This window comes from Roseospirillum parvum (assembly GCF_900100455.1).
In the GTDB taxonomy this organism is placed as follows: domain Bacteria; phylum Pseudomonadota; class Alphaproteobacteria; order Rhodospirillales; family Rhodospirillaceae; genus Roseospirillum; species Roseospirillum parvum.
Genome location: NZ_FNCV01000001.1, coordinates 627,960 through 647,318, shown reverse-complemented (window position 1 = coordinate 647,318; position 19,359 = coordinate 627,960). Strand labels below are relative to the sequence as shown.

At 70.9% G+C, this 19,359-nt stretch carries 14 protein-coding genes and 1 tRNA gene; 4 read left to right on the top strand and 11 right to left on the bottom strand.

Annotated elements, in window-relative coordinates:
• Positions 1 to 16: 16 nt before the first annotated feature.
• The 6 genes from BLR95_RS02715 to BLR95_RS02690 all read right to left on the bottom strand — a co-directional run bounded on the left by BLR95_RS02715 (position 17) and on the right by BLR95_RS02690 (position 7,295).
• The gene (locus BLR95_RS02715) at positions 17 to 448 is read right to left on the bottom strand and encodes a MarR family winged helix-turn-helix transcriptional regulator (protein WP_092614983.1); all 432 of its coding nucleotides are present in this window, start codon (positions 446 to 448) and stop codon (positions 17 to 19) included.
• Between the two features lie 66 nt (positions 449 to 514).
• Positions 515 to 1,345, bottom strand: coding sequence for an alpha/beta hydrolase (locus tag BLR95_RS02710; RefSeq protein ID WP_245689192.1), 831 nt, complete (start codon positions 1,343 to 1,345; stop codon positions 515 to 517).
• Between the two features lie 154 nt (positions 1,346 to 1,499).
• The gene (locus BLR95_RS02705) at positions 1,500 to 2,315 is read right to left on the bottom strand and encodes a formate/nitrite transporter family protein (protein WP_218119456.1); all 816 of its coding nucleotides are present in this window, start codon (positions 2,313 to 2,315) and stop codon (positions 1,500 to 1,502) included.
• 81 nt (positions 2,316 to 2,396) lie between these two features.
• Entirely contained in the window at positions 2,397 to 3,212 is an 816-nt protein-coding gene (locus tag BLR95_RS02700; RefSeq protein ID WP_218119455.1) for a potassium channel family protein, read from the bottom strand.
• A gap of 204 nt (positions 3,213 to 3,416) precedes the next feature.
• Positions 3,417 to 4,539 (bottom strand): peptide chain release factor 2 gene (prfB, locus tag BLR95_RS02695; RefSeq protein WP_143130916.1). Its coding sequence is split into 2 segments (ribosomal slippage): positions 3,417 to 4,469 and positions 4,471 to 4,539, totalling 1,122 coding nucleotides; the frame shifts between segments, so codons are not numbered across the junction.
• Between the two features lie 89 nt (positions 4,540 to 4,628).
• Entirely contained in the window at positions 4,629 to 7,295 is a 2,667-nt protein-coding gene (locus tag BLR95_RS02690; RefSeq protein WP_092614974.1) for a ribonuclease E/G, read from the bottom strand.
• Positions 7,296 to 8,746: 1,451 nt separating this feature from the next.
• Here BLR95_RS02690 and BLR95_RS02685 point away from each other — a divergent pair.
• The 3 genes from BLR95_RS02685 (at position 8,747) to BLR95_RS02675 (ending at position 13,398) form a co-directional block, all read left to right on the top strand.
• Complete coding sequence (locus BLR95_RS02685) at positions 8,747 to 9,991, top strand: N-acetylmuramoyl-L-alanine amidase (RefSeq protein ID WP_245689190.1); 1,245 nt, start codon at positions 8,747 to 8,749, stop codon at positions 9,989 to 9,991.
• 237 nt (positions 9,992 to 10,228) lie between these two features.
• Entirely contained in the window at positions 10,229 to 12,946 is a 2,718-nt protein-coding gene (locus BLR95_RS02680) for a penicillin-binding protein 1A (protein ID WP_092614971.1), read from the top strand.
• A 113-nt stretch (positions 12,947 to 13,059) separates the two neighbouring features.
• Positions 13,060 to 13,398, top strand: a complete 339-nt coding sequence (locus BLR95_RS02675) for a PGPGW domain-containing protein (RefSeq protein ID WP_092614968.1) — start codon at positions 13,060 to 13,062, stop codon at positions 13,396 to 13,398.
• Here BLR95_RS02675 and BLR95_RS02670 read toward each other — a convergent pair.
• The 3 genes from BLR95_RS02670 to fsa are packed head-to-tail and all read right to left on the bottom strand — an operon-like array spanning position 13,331 to position 15,764.
• A complete protein-coding gene (locus BLR95_RS02670; RefSeq protein WP_092614965.1) occupies positions 13,331 to 14,323 on the bottom strand; it encodes a tyrosine recombinase XerC in 993 nt (330 codons plus the stop codon). The genes BLR95_RS02675 and BLR95_RS02670 overlap by 68 nt on opposite strands.
• Positions 14,323 to 15,099, bottom strand: coding sequence for a DUF484 family protein (locus tag BLR95_RS02665; RefSeq protein WP_176787551.1), 777 nt, complete (start codon positions 15,097 to 15,099; stop codon positions 14,323 to 14,325). The genes BLR95_RS02670 and BLR95_RS02665 overlap by 1 nt, the downstream gene beginning before the upstream one ends.
• Positions 15,096 to 15,764, bottom strand: coding sequence for a fructose-6-phosphate aldolase (gene fsa / locus BLR95_RS02660; RefSeq protein ID WP_092614959.1), 669 nt, complete (start codon positions 15,762 to 15,764; stop codon positions 15,096 to 15,098). The genes BLR95_RS02665 and fsa overlap by 4 nt, the downstream gene beginning before the upstream one ends.
• Before the next feature lie 96 nt (positions 15,765 to 15,860).
• Here fsa and BLR95_RS02655 point away from each other — a divergent pair, with 96 nt between their 5' ends.
• Positions 15,861 to 18,074 (top strand): primosomal protein N', encoded by a 2,214-nt coding sequence (locus BLR95_RS02655; RefSeq protein WP_218119454.1) that lies wholly within the window; start codon positions 15,861 to 15,863, stop codon positions 18,072 to 18,074.
• Between the two features lie 171 nt (positions 18,075 to 18,245).
• Here BLR95_RS02655 and BLR95_RS02650 read toward each other — a convergent pair.
• Positions 18,246 to 18,319 (bottom strand) — tRNA-Gly (locus BLR95_RS02650).
• A 185-nt stretch (positions 18,320 to 18,504) separates the two neighbouring features.
• Positions 18,505 to 19,359 (bottom strand): FkbM family methyltransferase, encoded by an 855-nt coding sequence (locus BLR95_RS02645; RefSeq protein ID WP_092614956.1) that lies wholly within the window; start codon positions 19,357 to 19,359, stop codon positions 18,505 to 18,507.

The following is a 19,359-nucleotide window of genomic DNA, read 5'->3' as shown; positions in this document are numbered from 1 at the left end:
GGTTGTCGGCCCGCCCCTACCCCTGGCGCAGGCCGTTTATGACCCGCCGCATGAGGCCGAGAAAGACCTCCCGCTCGGCGTCCGACAGCGGGGCCAGGGCGGCCTCGTTCTCGGCCCGGGCGGCGACGGTGGCGGGGTGTTCAAGGTCGCGCGCCCGGGCGGTCAGCCAGATGCGGCGGGCCCGGGCGTCGTGGGGATCGGGGGTGCGGGTGATCAACCCGTCGCGCTCCATGCGGGCCAGGGTGTTGGCCATGGTCGCCTGCTCCACGTCGAGCCGGGCGACCAGTTGCTTCTGGGTCAGGCCGTCCTCGGCCCACAGCTCCAGCAGCGTCATGAACTGGGCCGGCGCCAACCCCAGCGGGGCCACCCGGCGATGCAGCCCCTGCGCGAACAGACGCGCCATGTGGTTGGCCAGATAGCCGGCGGAGGAGGTCTTGTCGAAGCGCATGAAACCAGGAAAAACGGGGTTACGGGGCGCCAAGAGTACACCGCCGGCGGGCATTGGAAAACCGTCCTACCGCTCAAGCCCCCGCAGCCAGTCGAGCACCGCCTCGCCGGCCCCATGGTCCCACAGGTCGGCATGCTCGCCCGCCGGCGCGAACCACCCCGCCTTGGGCTCGGCGGCGGCGGCCAGCAGGGTGCGGCCGTGGGACACCGGGATCAGCGAGTCCGCCTCGCCGTGCAGGATCAGCAGCGGCGCCCCCAGGCGGTCGATGCGCCCAAGCGAGGGGTAGCGGTCGTGCATCAGCCAGCCCACCGGCAGCCAGGGATAGACCTTGGCCCCCACCGCCACCGCCGAGGTGAACGGCGCCTCCAGCACCACCGCGCGCGGCGGCGCGCCGGCCCCGGCCGCCTCCGCCGCCATCAACGTGGCCACGCCAGTACCCAGGGATTCGCCGTAGAACACCTGATCCGCCCGGGCGATCCCCTGCCCGGCCAGAAAGGCCAACGCCGCCCGGCCATCGGCATACAGCCCCTGTTCCGTGGGCCGGCCGCTGCTCGCCCCGAAGCCGCGCCAGTCGAAGAACAGGATGCCCAATCCGGCCTTGCGAAAGTGCCGCGCCTTGTCGGCCAGCCAGTCCAGATTGCCGGCGTTGCCATGGAAATAGACCACCGTCGGCGCCCCGGCCCGCCCGGGCGGCGCGAACCAGCCGGCCAGCGTTTCGCCGTCCTCGGTCCCGAAACGGACCTCGGCCACCCCATCATCCAATCCCGCCGCCGAGGGCGACCCGGCCGGCGGCCCGGGATGATACTGAAAGCGCCGCTGGGCCAGATACATCCCGGCCACCACCAGGGCATACCCCAACCCCGCCGCCAGCAGAAAACCCATCACCAGACGCCCCATCACGAAACCTCCCCCCGGACCCGACCCCGACGACCGCTCATCCGTGGGGCCCGCTCCGCAGACGGGCTCACAAGCGTGCCCCCCACGGGCAAGATCTCCGGACATCGGATTCCACGGACACCCCGGTGCGGTTCAGACAAAGACCCTTCCGCGCTCAGATTTCCTCGCGCACCTGGGCGTAGGTCAGCGCCGCGAAGATGCCCGTTCCGCCCAGCACGTTGCCGGCGAGGGCCGGAAGGATGCAGCCGAACAGCGCCGTGGCAAGGCCGAGCTCGCCCGTGAAGACCAGCACGAACAGTTCGGTCGAGCCGGCCACCACATGCGACATGCCGCCAAGGCCGATGATGTAGGTGACGATCACGATCATCAGCACCTCGCCCGCGCTTTCCATGCGCGGCAGGATCCACACCAGCGCGGCGATCAGGAAACCCGCCGGGACAGCCCAGGCGAAGTGCTCGACAGAGGTTGCCTCGGCGTAGTGGCGCGAGATGGCCAGGACGCCCGCGAAGCGCTCGGCGGGCAGGATGTTGCCGTGCACCAGGACCAGCGCGGCGGCGAGACAGCCGACCAGATTGGCCGCGAACACGATCCCCCACAGCCGCGCCGTCTGCACGAAGTTCGACCGTGTTGGCGAGAGGAACAAGGGCAGGATCGGCAGGATCGTGTTTTCGGTGAACAGCTGCATGCGCCCCAGGATGACAATCAGGAAGCCCACCGTGTAGCCGAGATTGGTGATGGCCGGCGTCCACTCGGCATGGGGCAGGATCGCGGCCAGGAACCCTTCGGCCAGCACCGACGTGCTGATCGCCAGCCCCGCCGCCACGCCCGACCACCAGAGCGCGCTTGTCGAGCGCGACAGCTCGTGCTCGCCCTCGCGGCGGATGGCCTCGTAGATGACCGAGCTCGGGGCCTTGGAGTATTCCTCGACCTGCTGGTCTTCGTCTTGGTTGGCCTGGGCTTTTTCGGACACGTCTCGTCTTCCCGGTTGCCCCGGGCCATCCGGCCCGGGAAGGGTGGCTCGGGGCCCGATGACCGGGCCGGGGCGGCGCGCTCAGGCCCCGGCATCCCCTTCCGTTTCGATTTTCAGCGGCTCGCCGCAGTGCTTGCAGTGAATCGCGTCCGGTTCGTGCCGGCTCAGGGCGCAGTGCGGGCATTTGTACTTGATCTTGGACGGCTGGAAGATGGCCCGCGCAAGCTGCACGAAGAGCGCCACGCCGACCACCATGATGAACACGGAGAGCAGCTTCCCGCCCGGCGTGGTCATGGTGATGTCGCCGAACCCCGTGGTGGTCAGCGTCGCCACCGTGAAATAGAGCGCGTCGATGTAGCTGGCGGCGCCAGCGGCTTCATCGAAGGCCAATACGAAGACGAACGACGTGGTCAGGAAGATGAAGACGAACAGGTTCACGGCGGCCAGGATGGCGTCCTCGTGCCGGCGGAAGAACAGGCTCTCGCGGCGCAGGTCGCTCAGCAGGCGGTAGGCGTGGACCAGCCGCAGCCCCCGCAGCACGCCCAGGAAGGCGAAGTCGTCGGTAAACAGGGGGGCCACCAGCAGGGACGCCACGACCACCACATCGGCCAGCGTGGTGAGGCGCGTCAACTCCCGGCGACGGCTCGCGGCAATCCAGAGGCGCGCCGTGAGGTCCAAAAGAATGAGCAAACCGACCAGCGTGTTCAGTCCGACGATGGCCGGCATCGCCGGCATGACCGGTGTCGCGATGAAATAGATGATGGTCAGCGCGTCGAAAGCGATCAGCCCGTGGCGGAACCTCCGGGCGCGCTGGCTTTGACCGGTGTAGAGCAGGCGGATCGTTCGCTGGAGGTCTTCCATGCGCCCAATATGCCGCAAATTCTGGTCTTCAACCATGCCCCTGAGGGACCGCCCCCTGGATTGGACGGTTTGGCCGTCCAAACACGCTGACATCCCGCCGATGGGGGGGGGGTGCCCCCGGCCGTCCTGTCGCGTCGATCCGTGGCCGCCCGGGGCGGCCTCTGGGGCCTCCCCGGTGGGGTCCAAGGGGGCGCGTCCCCTTTGCCGTCGGGCGCGGTGCCCCGGCCTCGGCTGCCGGGGTCAGCTTTCCGCGGCGGCGTTCTGGGCTTCGACGCGGGCGGCCAGGGCGGCCGACATGAAGGGGTCGAGGTCGCCGTCGAGCACCCTTTGCGGGTCGGAGGTTTCCACCGAGGTCCGCAGGTCCTTGACCATCTGGTAGGGTTGCAGGACGTAGGAACGGATCTGGTGGCCCCAGCCGATGTCGGTCTTGCTGTCGGCTTCGGCCTGGGCGGCTTCCTCGCGGCGTTGCAGTTCCCGTTCGTAGAGGCGGGCGCGCAGCATGTCCCAGGCCTTGGCGCGGTTCTGGATCTGGCTGCGCTCGCTTTGGCACTGGACCACGATGCCGGTCGGCTGGTGGGTGATGCGGACCGCCGAATCGGTGGTGTTGACGTGCTGGCCGCCGGCCCCCTGGCTGCGGTAGGTGTCGACCCGGCAGTCCTTTTCCTGGATGTCGATGTCGATGCTGTCGTCGATCACCGGGAAGACCCAGACCGAGGTGAACGAGGTGTGCCGCCGGGCCGCGCTGTCGTAGGGCGAAATGCGGACCAGCCGGTGGACGCCGCTTTCCGTCTTCAGCCAGCCATAGGCGTTGTGGCCGTTGACCCGGATGGTGGCCGACTTCAGGCCGGCTTCCTCGCCGGCGCTTTCTTCCACGTACTCGACCTTGTAGCCCTTGCGCTCGGCCCAGCGGGTGTACATGCGCAGCAGCATCTCGGCCCAGTCCTGGGCTTCGGTGCCGCCGGCCCCGGCGTGGACTTCGAGGTAGCAGTCGTTGGCGTCGGCCTCGCCGGAAAGCAGGCTTTCCAGCTCCATGCGTCGGGCTTCGCCTTTCAGGCCATCAAGCGCCGCCTCGCCCTCGGCGACGCTGTCGGCGTCGTCCTCGGCCTCGCCCAGTTCGATCAGGGTGAGGGCGTCCTCCAGGCCCTGGTCCAGGCGCTGGCAGGCCTTGATGGCGCCTTCCAGATGGGTGCGCTCGCGCATCACCTTCTGGGCCTTGGCGGGATCGTTCCAGAGCTCGGGGTTTTCCGCCTCGGCGTTCAGTTCGTCCAGTCTGAGGAGGGCACTGTCCCAGTCAAAGATGCCTCCTCAGCAGTGCGATCGACTGGCGAATCTGCCCGGCGAGCGTTTCGATCTCGGCGCGCATGTCGACTCCTGCTTGGGGTTGGTGGGGAAAGAAACGGCGGAGGCGGGTTGTAGCCCCCCTCCGCCGATGATTTCAAGACGGCTCGGTGGTCAGCCGCCCAGACGCCGCCACCAGCCGCGCCGCGAGGGCTGGCTGTCGTCGGCGGTGATGACCACCTCGTGGGGGTTGGGCTCGGCGGCGGTTTCCGGGGCGGGCGTGTCCTCGGCCGGAGCTTGCTCGTCCGGAACTTGCTCGGCCGGAACTTGCTCGTCCGGAGTCTCCTCGACCGCCCGCGCCTCGGCAACCGGCGCCTCACCCGTTGCTTGATCGGCCGGCGGGGCGGCCTCGGCGTCGGTTTCCGGCGCCCCCTCGCTGGCCTCGTCGGCGGGCTCGGACGTCACCGTCGGCGCGGTCTCCGCCTTGGCCCGACTGCGCCGGGGGCGGCGCCGGGCCGGCTTGACCTCGGCCTCATCGGCCCCGGCGCCTTCGGTTTCAGCCTGATCGGCGTTGCTGTCGGCCTCCGCCTCCTTGGCCTTGGGCGAGCGTCGGCGGGAGCGCCGCTTGGGCGCCGCCTCGGCATCGTCGGAACCGCTTTCGTCGGCACCGCTTTCGTCGGCACCATTTTCCGGCCCGGCCTCCCCCTCGGCCTCGCCATCGGCCTCGCCATCGGCCTCGCCATCGGATCGCGCGGCGGCGGCCGGCTTGCGACGCCGGGTGCGCCGCGAGCGTGGGGCGCTGATGTCGCCATCGGCCGCCTCGTCGCTGTCGGCGTCGGTTTCACCGGAGGTCACGGTGTCCTCGGACTCGTCGGACGCGCCCTCCGTCTCGGCCTGGGCATCGACGCCCTCGCCGGCCGGCTTGCGGCGGTTGCGGCGGCCGCCCCGACGCGAGCGCCGCTTGCGGCTGGTGCCCTCGGACTCCTCGCCGCTCTCGCCCCCGTCGCCATTGTCGGCGCTCTCGGCGCCGTCGTCCTCGGCGGCGCTTTGCGGATCGCTGTCGGCGGCCTCGCCGTTCTCGCCGCGCGGCTTGCGCTTGCGGCGACGGCGCTTGCTGCTGCCGCCGGCGGCCTTGCGGTTGTCGTCGTCATCCTCGCTGTCCTCGCGCGGCGGGCGGGGTTTCTCGACCACCGCCGCCGGTTCCTCGACCCCTTCGCCGAGGCGGACCCGATCCAGCCGGTAATCGGGGACGATCAGGCTGTCGTCACCCATGATCATCACCGACAGACCGTAGCGCTGTTCCAGTTGAACGATGGCCGGCCGCTTGTGGTTGAGCAGGTACAGCGCCACCGGGGTGGCCACCGACAGGGTGACCTCGCTGCTGCGGCCGCGCACGCCTTCCTCTTCCAGCACGCGCAGCATCTGGATGGAGGTGCTTTCCACCGAGCGCACATGGCCGGTGCCCCGGCAGTGCGGACAGGGCTGGAAGGAGGTCTCCATCAGGCTGGGACGCAGCCGCTGACGCGACAACTCAAGCAGCCCGAAGGCCGAGATGCGGCCCACCTGGATGCGCGCCCGGTCGTTCTTCAGGGCCTCTTTCAGGCGCCGTTCGACGGCCGTGTTGTTGCGCGCCTCGTCCATGTCGATGAAGTCGATGACGATCAGCCCGGCCAGATCGCGCAGGCGCAACTGGCGGGCCACCTCCTCGGCCGCCTCGAGGTTGGTCTTGTAGGCCGTTTCCTCGATGTGGCGTTCCTTGGTGGAGCGCCCGGAGTTGACGTCGATGGCGACCAGCGCCTCGGTCTGGTTGATGACGATCGAGCCGCCGGACCTCAGGCCCACGGTCGGGCTGTGCATGGAATCAAGCTGGCTGTCCACCTGGAAGCGGTGGAGCAGCGGCATGGTTTCGTCGCGGTAGGGCTGGACCTTCTTGGCGTGGCTCGGGGTCAGGGTCTTCATGAAGTCCTTGGCCAGCCGGTAGCCGGCCTCGCCTTCGACCAGGACCTCCTCGATGTCGCTGGAGTAGATGTCGCGGATGGCCCGCCGGATGAGGTTGGCTTCCTCGTGGATCAGCGCCGGCGCGATGGACTGAAGGGTGGTCTCGCGGATCTGGTTCCAGGTCCGCATCAGATAGTCGTAGTCGCGCCGAATCTCGGCCTTGGAGCGCTCCGAGCCCGCCGTGCGCAGGATCACCGCCATGCCGCGCGGCACGTCCATCTCGTTCATGATCGCCTTCAGGCGACGGCGGTCGGTGCCGCTGGTGATCTTGCGGCTGACCCCGCCACCGCGCCCGGTGTTGGGCATCAGCACGCAGTAGCGCCCGGCCAGCGACAGGTAGGTGGTGAGCGCCGCGCCCTTGGTGCCGCGCTCCTCCTTGACCACCTGGACCAGGATGATCTGGCGGCGCTTGATGACTTCCTGGATCTTGTAGTCGCGCATCGGCTTGACGCGCGGGCGATCGGCAGCTTCCTCGACCGCGTCGGTGCCTTCCAGCACCTCGACCTGTTCGCCGTTGCCATCACCATCGAGGTCGTCGTCATCGACGGCCCGGGCCTCGGCTTCGTGCTGGCGCTTCAGCGCCTCGCGGTCGGCGACCGGAATCTGGTAGTAGTCGGGATGAATTTCACTGAATGCCAGGAAACCGTGGCGGTTCCCGCCGTAATCAACAAACGCGGCCTGGAGCGACGGCTCCACGCGGACCACTTTTGCCAGATAGATGTTTCCCTTTAACTGCTTCTTGGTACTGGTTTCGACATCAAACTCTTCAAGACGGGTTCCGTCCATGACGACGACACGGGTCTCTTCCGTGTGCGTCGCATCGATCAACATGCGCTTGGCCATACAGGTGTGAACTCCTGGGATGCGCGTCGCGATCCCGGCCGCCGGCGCGTGGGCGCCTGGCAGCGGTTCGGGCGACACGATAGGGGGATTGGTTGAGGGGGTGGTCCGTGCCCCGCATCGGCCCTGCCACGACACCTTGCCCGGCCGGGTTCGCGCAAACCAGCGGCCCCAGGGGCCGGTGGCGCGAAACGGAAGGGAGGGTTCGGACGGACATGAAGGGGCGTGCCTCGCGGACCGCGAAATAAGGTGAACAGAAGGGCCTTCGCCGTGCCGCCTTGCGGGGCACCGGGGGCCGGGACATCAAGCTTCGGCCGGGCCCCAAGGATCGTGGGAACAACAACCGGCGGGCGAAAGTCGAACCAGGGCCCGAGGCGCAACCACCCGTGCCGTGACCACCCGGGTTGAAACCAGAGCCGTCGGCGGCTGGTCCCTGGGAGTCCCGGGATCTGTCCCGGCCGCCCGAAGGGGGGCGTCGGCGAACCGGGCGGTCTCCCAACCAGTCGGTCCCCCAACCAGTCGGCGGCAAACCGGGTCGGCGGCAAACCGGATCGGTGGCGGATCGCCACCCCGGACCGCCGCGTCAACGCGGGCGGCACATCCGGCAACGCATCCGAGGCCCAGCATCTGGGATGGCGGCACGCGGCCGGCCCATCCCGGGATCCAAAACGCCGGCAACCTTGCCGAACGGGCTCCGCAACCCCGAGGCGATACCCCAGCCATTGACCCACGCCACAGTTGCCATCGGCGCAAACCAGGGCCGGGCCGGTCAGGCTCGGCGGACTCTCGCTGGCTCAAGATAGCGTGCGCCGAGCGGACCCACAATGGCTGTTTTGACGGGCTCGAAAGGAGCCCGTCCCCGGCTGTTTTGACGGGCTCGAAAGGAGCCCGTCCCCGGCTGTTTTGACGGGCTCGAAAGGAGCCCGTCCCCGGCTGCTTTGACGGACTCGAAAAAGCCCGCCCCGGGCTGTTTCGACGGACTCGAAAAAGCCCGCCTCGGGCTGTTTCGACGGACTCGAAAAAACCCGCCCCGGGCTGTTTCGACGGGCTCGCAGGAAGCCCCCCGCACGAAAACCTCCGGCAACCCCGCGTCGGGGTTGGAAAATACAGGTTGCGTGCCGAGTCGCGGTGCTGGCATAGTGACCTCGTCCCAGGCTGCCCGGCCCCCCTTTTTCGCCCTCCCCGTTGGGGGCCGTCCCGCTACCGAGCCCAGGTGCCGAGCCCAGGTGCCGCCCAGGCGCCGGGCCCCGGCGCCCCGCCCCGGCACCGGCCCGGGTGGCCGAGCGGCCGCCGCGTCCGGGATCAGAACCGCCCACCCCCCGGGCCTGGAGCAGAGGGCCCCGTCGATGAGGCCACGCACCCGCCATCCCACGCCGCGCAACCCCGCGCCGCGCAACGAGGCGCCCCACCCGACCACGGGATCCCCCGCCACGGGATCTGTCGGCGCCGGTTCCTTGCGTCCGGACGAAGTGGCGCCTCCCGGGCCGAGCCGGCGCGCCCTGCTGCTGGGCGGGGCGGCGGCCGGCCTTGCGCTGTGCCAACCGGGGGCCGCCTGGGCGGCGGTCGAGGCCCTGGGCATGCGCTTCGGCAGCCACCAGGGGTTCACCCGCTTCGTGGTCGAGCTGGGGGCGGGGGTTGATTTCTCGCTGTTCACCCTGGCCGACCCCTATCGCGTGGTGGTCGACCTGCCGGAGGTGGACTTCGCCCCCCTCGACCCGCACACCCAGGCCCGCGGGCTGGTCGAGCAGGTCCGCTACGGCCTGTTCAACCCCGGCCAGTCGCGCATGGTGCTCGACCTCAAGGAACCGGCCGAGGTCCTGAAGGTGTTCACCCTGTCGCCGCGCGACGGCCACCCCTGGCGGCTGGTCATCGATCTGGCGGCCACCGGGCGCAACGCCTTCCTGGCCGGCGCCGGCCCGGGCAAGCGGGTCGGTGCCTACAGCGCGCCCAAGCCCGAGCCGCTGCTTGAGGGCACGCCCGACCCGCGCCAGCGCGGCGCGGGCGGCAAACCGATCATCGCGCTCGACCCCGGGCACGGCGGGGTCGATCCCGGGGCGATCGGGGTCAGCGGCATCCACGAGAAAGAGATCACCCTGGCCGCCGCCCGCCAGTTGCGCCAACTGCTGGAGGCGACCGGGCGCTACAAGGTGGTGCTGACCCGCGACCGCGACATGTCGGTGCGCCTGCGCCAGCGCATCGCCATCGCCCGCCACGCCGGGGCCGACCTGTTCATCTCGCTGCACGCCGATTCAATCAAGAACACCGGGGTACGCGGGCTGTCGGTCTACACCCTGTCGGAAGACGCCTCCGACGCCGAGGCCGCCGCCCTGGCCGAGGCCGAGAACAAGGCCGACATCATCAGCGGCATGGACTTCAGCCATGAATCGCCCGAGGTCACCGACATCCTGATCGACCTGGCCCAGCGCGAAACCATGAACCTGTCGGCCCGCCTGGCCGCCAAGCTGGTCGATTCGCTGTCGCGCGATTTCCAGTTGCTGCGGCGCACCCACCGCTTCGCCGGGTTCGCCGTGCTGAAATCGCCGGACGTCCCCTCGGTGCTGCTCGAGATGGGCTACCTGTCCAACCGCGAGGAAGAGCGCAAGCTGCGCACCGCCGCCTACCGCAAGCGCCTGATGGAAGCCGTGGTGGCCACCGTCGACCGCTACTTCACCCAGGATCAGAAAGCCTTCCGGCCCTAGAGCAGATCTGAGCGAAAAATCGGAACCACTTGGTGGTTCCGATTTTTCGCTCTCGGCTCTAGGGTGCATTCATTGGGACCAAATGAATGCCACCGTGCCCCAAGCGGCGTGCGCTCCGTCCTTAACTCCGCCATGATTAGCCTGTAGAACAAGGCTCACCCTCTGCAAACGCCCCCCCCGGGGGCGCGGTCCGACCGCGTCCCCCGGCCTCATCGCACAAGGCAAGACCGTCCCTCCATGAGCTCGGACCGGCCGCGCAAGAAAGCGCCCCCGCCCCCCCGCCCGAAGGCCCCCAGCGAGGCCCGCGAGGAGCTTCGCCCGGAGCCCCGCCCGCCGCGCCGGGAACCCCGCCGGCCGCGCCGGCGGGGCGTGCTGGGCGGACTGCTGATCGTCTTCTTCAACCTGGTCTTCCTGGGCCTGATCGGCGCCCTGGCCGGCGGGCTGTTCATCTTCCACCATTTCGGCCGCGACCTGCCGGACTACCGCCGGCTGTCCGAATACGAACCGGCGGTGATGACCCGCATCTACGCCGGCAACGGCCAGCTGATCACCGAGTACGCCGTCGAGAAGCGCGTCTTCGTGCCCATCAACGCCATCCCCGAGTTGGTCAAGGATGCCTTCATCTCGGCCGAGGACCAGAACTTCTATCGCCATGTCGGGGTCGATCCGCAGGGGCTGGCCCGCGCCGTGGTCACCAATCTGCGCAACATCGGCAGCGGGCGGCGGCCCGAGGGCGCCTCGACCATCACCCAGCAGGTGGCCAAGAACTTCCTGTTGACCAACGAGGTGTCGATCGAGCGCAAGATCAAGGAGGCGATCCTGGCGCTGCGCATCGAGCGCGCCTACAGCAAGGACCAGATCCTCGAGCTTTACCTGAACGAGATCTATCTGGGCTTCGAGTCCTACGGCGTGGCAGCGGCGGCCATGAACTACTTCAACAAGTCGCTCGACGAGTTGACGGTGGCCGAGGCGGCCTATCTGGCCGCCCTGCCCAAGGCGCCCAACAACTACCACCCGTTCCGCAAGCCCGAGGCCGCGGTGGCGCGCCGCAACTGGGTCATCGGCCGCCTGCTGGAGGATGGCCGCCTGGGCGCCGAGGAAGCGGCGGCGGCGCGCGCCGAGCCGCTGGTGGTCGAGCAGAGCCTCGACCCCACCTTCGTCGATGCCGGGGCCTACTTCGCCGAGGAGGTGCGCCGCGAACTGGTCGACCGCTACGGCGAGGACGCCCTTTACAAGGGCGGGCTGGCGGTGCGCACCACCCTGGAACCGCGGCTTCAGGAAATCGCCACCCGGGTGCTGCGCGACGGGCTGATCACCTATGACCGGCGCCACGGCTGGCGCGGTCCGCTGGCCCGCCTCGACGTGGCCGAGGAGGCCGCGCCCACCGCCTGGCAACCCGCCCTGGCCGCCGTGCCGGGGCCCGAGGACCTGCCCGCCACATGGCGTCTGGCGGTGGTGCTGAAGGTGGGGCGCGGCGACGTGACGGTGGGTCTGGCCGACGGCGGCACCGCCAACCTGCCCTTCCGCGAGTTGCTGTGGGCCCGCCCGTGGCGCCAGGAGCAGCGCCTCGGCCCGGCGGTCAACGTGGCCTCGGACGTGCTGGCGGTGGGCGACGTGGTGGCGGTCGAACCGGTCACCTCCTACAGCTACGTGAAGGACAACCAGCGGGTCACCGGCGACTACCCCGAGGGCACCGTCGCCCTGCGCCAGTTGCCGGCCATCGAGGGGGCGCTGGTGGCGCTCGACCCGCACACCGGCCGCGTGCTGGCCATGGTCGGCGGCTTCTCGCAGAAGCGCAGCGAGTTCAACCGCGCCACCCAGGCCCAGCGTCAGCCGGGCTCGGCCTTCAAGCCGTTCATCTATCTGGCCGCCCTGGAGCAGGGCTACGCGCCGACCGACAAGGTGATCGACGGCCCCATCGTCATCGACCAGGGCCCCGGCCTGCCCAAATGGAAGCCGGCCAACTACACCAACGACTTCCTGGGCCCGACCACGCTGCGCCGGGGGGTCGAGAAGTCGCGCAACCTGATGACCGTGCGGCTGGCCCAGCAGATCGGCATGCCGGTCATCGCCGACACCGCCAGGCGCTTCGGCATCAACGACAACCTGCCCCAGGTGCTGTCGATGGCCCTGGGCGCCGGCGAGACCACCGTGCTCGACCTGACCGCCGCCTACGGGATGCTGGTCAACGGTGGCAAGAAGATCACCCCGACCCTGGTCGACCGCATCCAGGACCGCACCGGGGCGACCATCTTCCGCCACGACACCCGGCCCTGCGACGGCTGCGCCGGCGTCTTCTGGACCGGCCAGGACATGCCGGCCATCCCCGACACCCGGCCGCGCGTCGCCGATCCGTTGAGCGCCTATCAGATGGTTTCCATCCTGGAAGGCGTGGTGAAGTACGGCACCGGGCAGCGCATCGCCGCCGTCGGCAAGCCGCTGGCCGGCAAGACCGGGACCACCAACGAGTACCGCGATGCGTGGTTCGTCGGCTTCTCGCCCGACCTCGCGGTGGGCGTCTACACCGGCTTCGACGAACCGGCGACCCTGGGCCCGCGCGAGGCCGGCTCGCGGGTTGCCGGGCCGATCTTCAAGGATTTCATGGAAGAGGCCCTGGCCAACGCCCCGCCGACGCCGTTCCGCGTGCCCGAGGGCATCCGCCTGATCCGCATCAACCACGAAACCGGGGCGCGGGCCCGGCGGGGCGACGAGCGGGTCATCCTGGAAGCCTTCAAGCCCGGTCAGGCGCCGCCCGACCCGACCGGTCGCCCGATCGACCACCTCCCGGCCTATGCCCAGCCAGCCCGGGAGCTGCCCGAGCGGGCCGCCCCCGGGGTGCCGTCCTTCACGCCGCCGGAGGGGCGCGAGGGCACCGTGTCCCAGCCGGCGACCCGACCGGCGCCCCCCCTTCAACCCACCTCGCCCTCCGCCCCCCAGGCCGGCGGCCTGTACTGAAGCGGGGCGGGGCGGGCAAACAGCAATCACTTGCCAAAACCGCCCGGGGCGCCATGTTACGGGGGTGTGTGGCACGGGGGTGTGATGACACCCCCCAGGGAGCGCTGAATGAGATGGACGACCCGGGTCTGAAACGACCGTTCGGCAACCGCTTCGGGCGGGCGGTCCTGGGCTGGGTGCTGCTGGTGGTCGGGGCGATCATCACCCCGACGCCGATCCCCATCGGCATTTTCGTGATGGCCTTCGCGGTCTACCTGCTGGCCCGCGACTCCCTGGCCGTGCGCCAGGCGGTGCGCTGGGCGCGGCGCAACTGGCCGGCCTTCTGCCGCGCCCTGGAGGGGATCAAGCACCGCCTGCCCCACGGGGTGCGCGAATCCATCGACATCACCCATCCCGATCATCCCGAGCCGGACCACCGGCCCGAGGATGAGTCCGCGCGTACACCGCGCTGAGCTGGCTGCCATCGACCTGGGTATAGCGCTGGGTGGTGGTCAGCGAGGCGTGGCCGAGCAGCTCCTGGATTGTCCTCAAATCGCCGCCCCGGGCCAGCAGGTGGGTGGCGAAGGAATGCCGCAAGGCATGGGGGGTGGCGCTTTCCGGCAACCCGAGCAGGGCCCTCAGGCGCCGCATCTGGCGTTGCACCACGCCGGGATTGAGCCGCCCGCCCCGCTTGCCGACGAACAGCGGATCATCGGCCCCCAGCGCGAACGGGCAGGCCGCCAGATAGGCCGCGATGGCCTCGCGGACCACCGGCAGGATGGGCACCAGACGCTGCCGGCCGCCCTTGCCGGTGATCACCATGCTGTCGCCGCCGGGCCGCTGGCCGACATTCAGGGCCAGCGCCTCGCCGAGCCGCAGGCCGGCCCCGTAGAGCAGGGTGAACAGGGCGATGTCGCGCGCCGCCAGCCACGGCTCGTCCTGCAACTCGCCAGCGGCGCTCAGGGTCTCAAGGGCCTCGGCCTCCTCCAGCGGGCGGGGCAGGCTCGAGGGGCGGCGCGGCGAGCGCACCGTGGCCAGGGCCGGGTTGCTGACCACCCCCTGGCGTTCGAGATGACGGAAAAAGCCGCGCAGGGTGCTCATCGCCCGGGCCTGCGAGGTCCGCGCCAGCCCCTGCCCGGCGCGCGCCGCCAGAAAGGCCCTGAGGTCGGCCGGCTTGAGGGCGGCCAGCTCGGCCACCCCCGGGGGCTGGCCCAGATGCTCGACCAGAAAGCCCAGGAAGGCCGAAAGGTCGCGCCCGTAGGCCGACAGCGTGTGCGGCGAGACGCGGCGTTCGGCGGCCAGCCAGCCGGCCCAGGCGTTGATCGCCGGCGCCAGGTCGGGGGCGGCCGGAAAGTGGATGCCGGCCAGCGGGTCCTTGCCCGGCGCCCCGGCGGCCATCAGTCCTCCCCGTCGGACAACGGCGGCAGCGGCGGCCTCAGCAGCGGGCTGATCAGGCGACCCGTCACCCGGGCCAGCACGGCGGCGAGGAAGGTCAGCAGTTCCACCCCCTGACCGGGGCTGAAGGTGCCTTCGACCCTGGAGCCCAGCGCCAGCAGGCCGGTCGGCATCGGCGTGCCATCGAGGGCGGGCGGGCGCAGGCGGACCAGGGCGTCGGAACAGACCAGCCCGGCCGCCGGGCCGTAAAGGTTGACCCCGCCCTCGACCTTTTCACGCAGCAAGACGTCGCGCCCGGGGCCCAGGATCACGTCGACCGTGCCCTGGGGCAGATTGGTGACCTGGGTGCGCACCGCCTCGCTCAGCACGCGCGGGCCGGTTTCCAGGCACAGCACGCAGGCATCCAACTCGAGGATCAGGGGCAGGCGCTCGGCCAGGGTGTCGGCCAGGGCCGGCAGCTCGGCGGCGTCGAGCAGGGCCAGCGCCGCCTCGTGGGTGCGCCCCTGGATCGACAGGTTGGCCCGGCTGGTGTGGATCAGATCCTCGGTGCTGGCCTTGAGGTCGGCCATCTCGCGGCGCAGGCGCGACATCAGGAAGGGTTGCAGGCTGACCACCTTGCCCTGGGCCGGCGGCGGGGCCGGATCGGGGGCGTTGAGCAGGGCGTCGATCAGCGCCGGGTCGCCGGCCAGCAGGCGGCCCAGGGCCTCCGGATGGCTGCGCAGCCAGTGGGCGACGGCGGCCTCGTCCGGGCCGTCGATGGGATCTGCTTCCTGGCTCACGCCGGGGTCTCCGGGATGCGCTGGCCGCTGGCCTGCCAGTCGGCCAGGAAGGTGGCCAGCCCCTTGTCGGTCAGGGGATGGTGGAACAACTGCCAGACCACCTTGGGCGGCACGGTGGCGACGTCGGCGCCCAGGCGCGCCGCGTCCAAAAGGTGGCCCGGATGGCGCACCGAGGCGACCAGCACCTGGGTCTCCAGCACCGGATAGTTGCCGAAGATGGTGACCATGTCGGCGATCAGCTCCATGCCGTCGTGGCCGATGTCGTCCAGCCGGCCGACGAAAGGCGACACGAAGGTGGCCCCCGCCTTGGCGGCGAGCAGCGCCTGGGCGGCGGAAAAGCACAGGGTGAGGTTGGTCATGGTGCCCTCGGCCGAGAGCCGGCGGGCGGCGGCCAGACCATCCGGGGTCAGCGGCAGCTTGATGCACACGTTGTCGGCGATGCGGCGCAGGGCGTCGGCTTCCCTCAGCATGGCGTCGCGCTCGGTGGCCGCCACCTCGGCGCTGACCGGGCCGCTGGTCAGCCGGCACATCTCGGCGATCACGGTGGCGAAATCGCGCCCGGCCTTGGCGACCAGGCTGGGGTTGGTGGTCACGCCGTCGACCAGGCCGGCCTCGGCCAGTTTGGCGACCTCGTCCACCTCGGCGGTATCGATGAAGAACTTCATGGGGGGCGGCTGCTTTCCTGAACGAAAGGACAAAGGGGCCAGAGGCGCCACCGGGGACGGTGGCCGGCCCCCAAGCGGGCGGCTATAGTCTAGCCCATGGCCCCCGGCGAAACCACCTTCCCCGCCCCCGATCCCGCGATGTTGGCGCCGGGTTCCCGCGTCGCCGTGCTGCTGCCGCTGCCCCTGGCCGGGGCCTATGACTACGTGGTCGGGCCGGACCAGCCGCTGGCCCCCGGCCAGGTGGTCGAGGTGCCGCTGGGCCGGCGCCGGCTGGCCGGCGTGGTGTGGGGGCCGGGAGCCGGCGCGGTCGAGGCCGGGCGCCTGAAGCCGACCGGCGCCGTGCGCCCGGTGCCGCCATTGACCCGGGCGATGCGGGCGCTCGTCGACTGGGTCGCCGCCTACACCCTGTCACCGCCCGGCGCGGTGCTGAAGATGGTGCTGGCCGAGCCGGCCGCCCTGACCGCCCCGCCGCCCCGGCTTGGCCTGAAGGCCGCCCATCCAGAGGGCCTGCGCCTGACCGAGGCGCGGCAAAAGATACTCGCCGCCGCCACCCTCCCCCTGCCGGCCGCCGAGCTGGCCCGGCGGGCCGGCACCACCCCGGCCGCCGTGCAGCGCCTGAAGGCCGCCGGCGGGCTGATCGAGGTGCCCCTGCCCGAGGCCCTCCCGGACTGGCCCGCCCCCCCGCCCGGCCCGACGCTCTCGCCCGATCAGGCAGCCGCCGCCCAAACCCTGGGCGCCGCCATCGGCCAGGGCTTCGCGGTGACGCTGCTCGAAGGGGTCACCGGGTCGGGCAAGACCGAGGTCTATTTCGAGGCCATCGCCCGGGCCCTGGAGGCCGACCGGCAGGTGCTGGTCCTGGTCCCCGAGATCGCCCTCACCGCCCCCTGGCTGGCCCGCTTCGAGGCCCGCTTCGGCGCCCCTCCGGCGGTCTGGCACTCGGGGCTCGGCAAGGCGGCCCGCAAGCGCACCTGGCGGGCCGTCGCCGAGGGCACGGCGGCGGTGGTGGTGGGGGCCCGCTCGGCGCTGTTCCTGCCCTTCGCCCGGCCCGGCCTGATCATCGTCGACGAGGAGCACGAGGCCGCCTTCAAGCAGGAGGACGGCGGGGTCATCTATCAGGCCCGCGACATGGCGGTGGTGCGCGGGCGGATGGAAGCGGTGCCGGTAATCCTCGCCTCGGCCACCCCGTCGCTGGAGACCCGCGCCAACGTCGCCGCCGGGCGCTATGGCCGGGTCCACCTGCCGGAGCGCCACGGCGGCGCCCGCCTGCCCACGGTGGCACTGGTCGACCTCAAACGCCACCCCCCGGGCAACGCCGACTTCGGCCGCGCCTGGCTGGCCGCGCCACTGGTCCAGGCGATCACCGAGACCCTGGCCGAGGACGGTCAGGTGATGCTGTTCCTCAACCGCCGGGGCTACGCGCCGCTCACCCTGTGCCGGGCCTGCGGCCACCGGCTGGCCTGCCCGACCTGCACCGCCTGGCTGGTCGAGCACCGCCGGGGCGGCCGCCTGATGTGCCACCACTGCGGCCATCAGGCGCCCCGCCCCGAGACCTGCCCGGCCTGCGGCGCCGTCGACAGCCTGATCGCCTGCGGCCCCGGGGTGGAGCGGCTGGCCGAGGAGGTGGCCCACCGCTTCCCCGAGGCCCGTCAGGCGGTGGCGGCCAGCGACACCCTGGGCAGCCCGGAGGCGGTCGCCCGGCTGCTCGACGATCTGGCCGAGCGGCGGCTCGACGTGGTCATCGGCACCCAGGTGCTGGCCAAGGGGCACCACATCCCCGGCCTGACCCTGGTCGGCGTGGTCGATGGCGATCTGGGGCTGGGCGGCGCCGACCTGAGGGCCGGGGAAAGAACGTGGCAGATGCTGCATCAGGTGGCCGGCCGCGCCGGACGGGCCGAGCGGCCGGGCCGGGTGCTGATCCAGACCCACCTGCCCGACCACCCCCTGATGCAGGCCCTGGCCGCCGGCGACGACGCCGCCTTCCTGGAGCTGGAAAACGAAAGCCGCCGGCTGACCGGGATGCCGCCCTACGGCCGGCTGGCCGCCATCATCGTCTCGGCACCCAGCGCCCAGGCGGCCGAGGAGACCGCCATGACCCTGGCCGCCCATGCCCCGCGCCAGCCCGGGATCGAGGTCCTCGGCCCGGCCGAGCCGGCGCTCGCCCTCCTGCGCGGCCGCCACCGCCGCCGCCTGCTCATCAAATGCCGCCGCGACCAACGCCTGCAACCGCTGATCACGGCCTGGCTCGCCCCCCTCACCCCGCCCCCGGGGGTCCGGGTCACCGTGGACGTGGACCCCTACTCGTTTGCGTGAGGCCGCCTACGCAAAGGGGCGCCGCCCCTTTGAACCCCGCTGGGGAGGCCGGGAGGCCTCCCCAGACCCCACCAAAAAGCCCCGGCCTTGGCGGGTCGGGGCGATTGGGGAAGCCTTGGCCTCCCCGGACCCTAAAACCAAAAAGCCCCGGCCTTGGGGGGCCGGGGCGATTGGAGCGGGTGATGGGAATCGAACCCACGTATTCAGCTTGGGAAGCTGATGTTCTACCATTGAACTACACCCGCCTAGAGCAAATCCCGAGCGATCCGGAACGGATCGCGACGACGATTTGTGGCGATATCAAGTCCCTGGAGCATGGTGCGTGATTCACCAATCACGCACCATGCTCCAGGTGTCCCGCCGCGCGGGGCGGCGGGCGCCTTTTATATCTGCCTTGCCGGGGCGGATGCAAGACCCCTCGACAGCCCGATCACGCCCCCTCCAAGGGCACCAGCAGAACGTTGGTGCCGCCGCCGTGGGGGATGGCTTTCAGGAAAGCCTCGGCATCCAGGCGATGCGGCGGCCGGCCCGGGGTGTCCAGCGCGGCGCCGTAGCCCAGGCCGTCGATGGTCGCGACCAGCCGGCGGAAGCCCTCGGCGCCGCCGTGCAGGTGGGGGCAGAACTCGGCGTAGATCAGCGGCTTGAAGCGGGCCAGGGTATCCCGGGCGCCTTCCAGCACGGTGACTTCGTGGCCGTCCACGTCCAGCTTGACGAGGTCGAGCCGCTGAAGCCCCTGCTCGGCCACCAGGGCGTCGAGCGGCAGGGCGCGGGCCCCTTCGGTGCTCTTGGCCTGGCTCATCAGGGTTTCATGCACCTCGGCCTTGCCACTGACCGGCCAACTGGCGTGGATTTCCGTTTCCAGGGCATCCTCGGCGCGGGCGGTGAGCATCGCCTGCACCGGGCGCACCCGCCCCGCCAGCTCGGGGTTGAGGGACAGGTTGGCGAGCAGCTTGGCGTGGGCGAAGGCGGTCGGCTCGACCGCCACCACGCGCCCCTCGGGCCCCACCATGCGGGCCAGATGCAGGCTGTGGAAGCCGAGGTTGGCGCCGATGTCGAGCACCGTCATGCCGGGGCGCACCAGGCGCCGGTAAAGGGCCAGGGCGTCGGGCTCGTAGCGGCCCAGGTAGACGGCCAGATCAATCCCCTCGCGCAGGTCAAGCTGCCAGACGAGGCCGCCGCGCGTCGCCGTCGCCTCTGGCCCCTGGCCAAGCAGGCGGCGCGCGCCGAGCAGCCCGGCGGCCAGCAGGCGGGCGATGGCGACCTTCTGGCGGGTGGTCAGCGGCAC